Genomic DNA, 4293 nt, shown 5'->3' on the forward strand with positions numbered 1-4293 from the left:
GCCGCCGTAGGGGTTGAGCCGCGGGTCGTCCGGGGCGACGCCGACGCCGTCGCACCAGGTGAGCACCTGCACCGCGAACGGCTCGTTCAGCTCGAAGAGGCCGATCTCGTCGAGCGTGACGCCGGTCCGCGCGAGCAGTTGTTCGGTCGCCGGCACCGGGCCGAGGCCCATGAGGTGCGGCTCGACACCCGAGTACGCGAAGCCGACGAGGCGCATGCGCGGCTCGAGGCCGAGCTCCGCGGCGGTCTTCTCGGACGCGAGCAGCGAGGCCGTGGCACCGTCGGTCAGCCCGGCGGAGTTCCCGGCCGTGACGCGGCCGCCGGCCCGGAAGGGCGTCCGCAGCGTCGCGAGCGTCTCGACGGTCGTCTCGGGGCGCAGGAACTCGTCGCGCGCCGCGACCTTCCACCCTTCGTCGCCGAAGACGCTCATCGGGACGACGGTGCGCGCATAGACGCCCTCAGGGTCGTCCCACGCCACGGAGGCCCGGCGCTGGGACTCGGCCGCGTACCGGTCGGCATCCTCGCGCGTGAGCTGCGGGAACGCGTCGTGGAGGTTCTCCGCGGTCTGGCCCATCACGGCGGCGCTCTGGTCGATCAGGCGCTCGGCGACGAAGCGCGGGTTGAAGTCGACGTCCTCGCCCATCGGGTGGTGGCCCATGTGCTCCACGCCCCCGGCGATTGCGAGGTCGCAGGCGCCCATCGCGATCTCGCCCGCCGCGGCGGTCACGGCCGTGAGGGCGCCCGCGCACATACGGTCGACGGCGAACCCGGGGACGGTGTGGGGGAGGCCCGCGAGCAGCGCCACGTCACGGCCCAGCGTCAGTCCCTGATCGCCGACCTGCGCGGTGGCGGCCATGGCGACGTCGCCGATCCGCTCGGGTGGGGCTCCGGGATTGCGACGCAGAAGCTCGCGGACGGCCTTGACGGCCATGTCGTCCGCGCGGGTCTTCCAGAAGAGACCGCCCTCGCCGGCGCGGCCGAACGCCGTCCGGACGCCGTCGACGTAGACGACCTCTCGCAGCTCGCGCGCCATGCCGCAGAGGATACCCGTGCCTTTGACTGACGGTTCAATCAGTCGCGGTTCGCGATACTCCACCGATGGACTGGGAGGCGAAGCGCGCCTGGGCGATCGCCGAGCACGACCGCCGTGCCGCGACGCCGACGGACGACAGCGAGCGTGACGACTTCCGTCTGGCGGGCATCGCCGGCGCCTCGTGGGCTGCCGGCCTTTCCTCGGCGATGCTCGGCAGGCGCGACGAGGCCGAGACCTGGTTGCGGCTGGCGGCCGAGGAGTACGCGACGAGCTGGCATGCGGCTCCCGAGGGGAGCTGGGGGCGGCCGATCGCGATGATCCGCTGCAGGCTGCTGGCGGGCGATCTCGACGGCGCACGCGCGGATGCGTCCGCTGCGCTGGACGCGGGCGCAGCCCACTCGGCGGGGCCGATCGCCGGCTACTGCGCCGCGCTCGCGCTGCTGGTGCTCGGGCGGGATGCGGAGGCGGCTCCGATCACCTCGAGGATTGCGGGCGAGGGGCTCGAGCCGGCCGCGGTCGCCCACGCGCTGGCGGCACTCGCCGCGCGTGACGCCGGTGCGTACGCGAGAGACCGCCTCGATGTTCTGCGGTCGTTCGAGAGCCGGGACGCGTTCCTCGAGGACGTCCGGGTCGCCGACACCGTCCTCGTGCTCGACGCGCTCGCGCGCGAGAGGGGCATCCCGACGCCCGCGCTCGAGTCGCCGCTGCTCCCTCGTTAGTCCGCGCCCTCGGCGAGCTCCCGGCTGCGGTTCATCGCCGCCTGGATCGCGTTCAGGAACGCGGCGCGCACGCCTGCCGACTCGAGCTCGCGGATCGCGGCGATCGTGGTCCCGCCCGGCGAGGTGACCATCTCGCGAAGCTCGACCGGGTGCATGCGCTCGTCGCGGAGCTGCTTCGCCGTGCCGAGCATCGTCTGGACGACGAGCTGGGTCGACACCTCGCGGGAGAGCCCGAGCAGCAGCCCGGCCTCGATCATCGCCTCGGCGAGAAGGGCGAAGTACGCAGGCCCCGAGCCCGAGACGGCCGTCACGGCGTCCATCGAGCGCTCGGGGACGCGGACGACGGATCCGAGATGCGCGAGCGCCTCCTCGGCCAGTGTCACGTGGGCGTCGTCGGCGTGCGCGCCCGCGCACAGCCCGGCGATGCCTTCGTGGACGGTCGACGGCGTGTTGGGCATCGCCCGGACGACGGGGACGCCGTCCGCCAGATGCCGCTCGATCGTCGCCGTCGGCGTTGCGGCGGCGATGGACAGCACCGTCTGCTCCGTCGTGATCGCGGGCCCGATCTCTCCGAGCAGCGCTTCGATGTCCTGCGGCTTGACGGCTACCACGACCAGGGCCGCCCGCGACGCCACCGCCACGTTGTCGACCGTCGCCCAGATGCCGTGACGATCCGTGAGCTCGGCCACCCGCTCGGCCCGGCGGCTCGACGCCACGATCTCGTCCTTTGTCCGCCAACCCGAGGAAAGGAGGCCGGCGATCAGCGCCTCGCCGATGCGGCCGGTACCGAGGACTGCGATGCGGCGCTCGTCGACTGCCATACGAGACTCTATGCAGCCCGGCGCGCCCGCCGCCGAGCGATCCGCGCCAGGTCGGCGGACGCGTCCGGGACGAGACCGCGTGCCCAGCCGAGCAGCAGGATCTCTCCGGCGAGCCCCTGCCACTCCTCGTACGGGGCAAGCAGTTCTGCCGTCTCGTACGTCTCGACCCAGCGGCCGGTCAGCGCGGCGTACAGCTTCACGAGCGAGAGGTCGCCCACGAGCCCACGGTCGTAGCGACCGAGGCCCTCGAGCGCGATCACGCCGATCGACCACGGTCCGATCCCGCGTTCGCGAGCCAGGCGGGCCAGTGCTGCGTCGCCGTCGACGTTGCGGAGGCGCTCGAGGTCGATCGTGGCCGCGAGTCGCGCGAGAACGGTCGCCCGCTGCTGCGCCAGTCCGAGGCGGCGGAGCGCGACGGGTGGGAGGCGGCGGAGAGCCTGCTGGGTGACGACGTCGTCGTCGCTTGCGTCGACGATCGCCCGCTCGATCGCCCAGGCTCGGCGCGCCTCGATCAGCTGCCCGCAGAGCGCGCGCACGACCGCGTGGGTCACGGTCGCCACGCGGCGTGGGCGGTAGCCGACGAGCGCCCGTGCCGACGGGCCGACCAGCGGGTCGCGGCGGAAGCGCTCGTGGAACTCGCCCGTGTCGTCGTCGAGGGCGAGCATGAACCGCGCGGTCGCGAGCGCGGCCTCGTCCGGCGCGCGCACGACCACGCGGCCGTCGGGCCGCTGCCAGGCGGTCGCCGCTCGTTTTCCCGGGAGTGCGCCGCGCCACGATCCACCGCGAGTCATGAGGCGGAGGCGGTACGGCCCGGCCGGTGTGACGACATCCTCGACCACCGGCACCGACACTACTCGCGGGGTAGGCTGGCCGCCCCGGTGTCAGACACCGAATCCTGAAATCCTGTCAAGAGGAATTCGTGCCGATTCCGTGCTCAGCGCCCCGCGGCACCGTGCTCGCCCTGTTCGCGGCAGCGATCCTGACCACGTCGGCGTCCGCCGCCACACGGCCACCGGCGACCACGGCGAGGCCCGCCGTCGCGCAGGAGGGCCTCACGCTCGTCGTCGACCACGGCGCCAGGGTGGCAATCCTGAGGGCGCCCGCGAGCCGCGCCCTCGCGGTCGCGGCCTGGAAGACGTCCTTCGGCTCCGTCAGGCGGCTCCGAGTCGTCCAGCGCCGAGGGGACTGGTTCGCCGTCGAGAGCGATGTGCTCGGGAACGGTGTCGTCGGCTGGGTGCCGCGCACAGCTCCCGTCAGTCTGAGAAGCGTGCGGTACTCGCTCGAGGCCGACCTCTCGCAGCGACTGCTGACTCTCCGCCGGGAAGGACGCGTAGTCTTCCGCCGCCGCGTCTCGATCGGCGCCGGTGACAGTCCCACCCCGAGCGGCCGATTCCACATCTCGGATCAGATCTCCGGCAAGCGGTGGGGACTCGGCTGCTGCATCGTCGTCCTCTCGGGAAAGCAACCGCATCTTCCCGCGGGCTGGAACGGCGGCGACCGGCTGGCGATCCACGGCCGCGCGTCGACGTCGGAGTCGATCGGCGCCCCGACGAGCGCAGGGTGCCTCCACGCGACCGAGAAGACTCTGCACGAGCTCGCGCGGCTTCCGCTCGGGACGCCTGTCGTCATCCATCCCTAATCTCCCGCCGTGCGGCTCGCCGACGCGATCTCGCTCCGCTCGCGCAGGCGAAAGCTCGCGCTCTTCCTGGAGCTGATCCGTC

5 protein-coding genes are annotated in these 4293 nt (G+C 72.9%); 2 read left to right on the plus strand and 3 right to left on the minus strand.

Features of this window, described 5'->3' with window-relative positions; all coding sequences use genetic code 11:
- On the minus strand, positions 1-1032 hold a 1032-nt coding region (locus VNM44_RS15450; RefSeq protein ID WP_325626885.1), incomplete at its 3' end, for a thiolase family protein.
- Positions 1033-1097: 65 nt separating this feature from the next.
- On the opposite strand from VNM44_RS15450, the gene VNM44_RS15455 reads away from it, so the two are divergent.
- On the plus strand, positions 1098-1751 hold the full coding sequence (locus VNM44_RS15455) for a hypothetical protein (protein WP_325626889.1): 654 nt from the start codon (positions 1098-1100) through the stop codon (positions 1749-1751).
- On the opposite strand, the gene proC is transcribed toward VNM44_RS15455, so the two are convergent.
- Both proC and VNM44_RS15465 read right to left on the minus strand, forming a co-directional pair.
- Positions 1748-2572, minus strand: a complete 825-nt coding sequence (gene proC, locus VNM44_RS15460; RefSeq protein ID WP_325626891.1) for a pyrroline-5-carboxylate reductase — start codon at positions 2570-2572, stop codon at positions 1748-1750. The two genes, VNM44_RS15455 and proC, sit on opposite strands and share 4 nt — an antisense overlap.
- An 8-nt stretch (positions 2573-2580) precedes the next feature.
- The gene (locus VNM44_RS15465; RefSeq protein WP_325626892.1) at positions 2581-3423 is read right to left on the minus strand and encodes a hypothetical protein; all 843 of its coding nucleotides are present in this window, start codon (positions 3421-3423) and stop codon (positions 2581-2583) included.
- 68 nt (positions 3424-3491) lie between these two features.
- Here VNM44_RS15465 and VNM44_RS15470 point away from each other — a divergent pair, with 68 nt between their 5' ends.
- Positions 3492-4211, plus strand: a complete 720-nt coding sequence (locus VNM44_RS15470; RefSeq protein ID WP_325626894.1) for a L,D-transpeptidase — start codon at positions 3492-3494, stop codon at positions 4209-4211.
- Positions 4212-4293: the final 82 nt, after the last annotated feature.

The sequence above is a fragment of the Gaiella sp. genome (genome assembly GCF_035558935.1).
Classification (GTDB): Bacteria; Actinomycetota; Thermoleophilia; order Gaiellales; family Gaiellaceae; genus Gaiella.

Bases quoted from the DNA above. Each gene is read 5' to 3' on its own strand.
- VNM44_RS15455 (WP_325626889.1), top strand. From the start codon at position 1,098: ATGGACTGGGAGGCGAAGCGCGCCTGGGCGATCGCCGAGCACGACCGC.
- proC (WP_325626891.1), bottom strand. From the start codon at position 2,572: ATGGCAGTCGACGAGCGCCGCATCGCAGTCCTCGGTACCGGCCGCATC.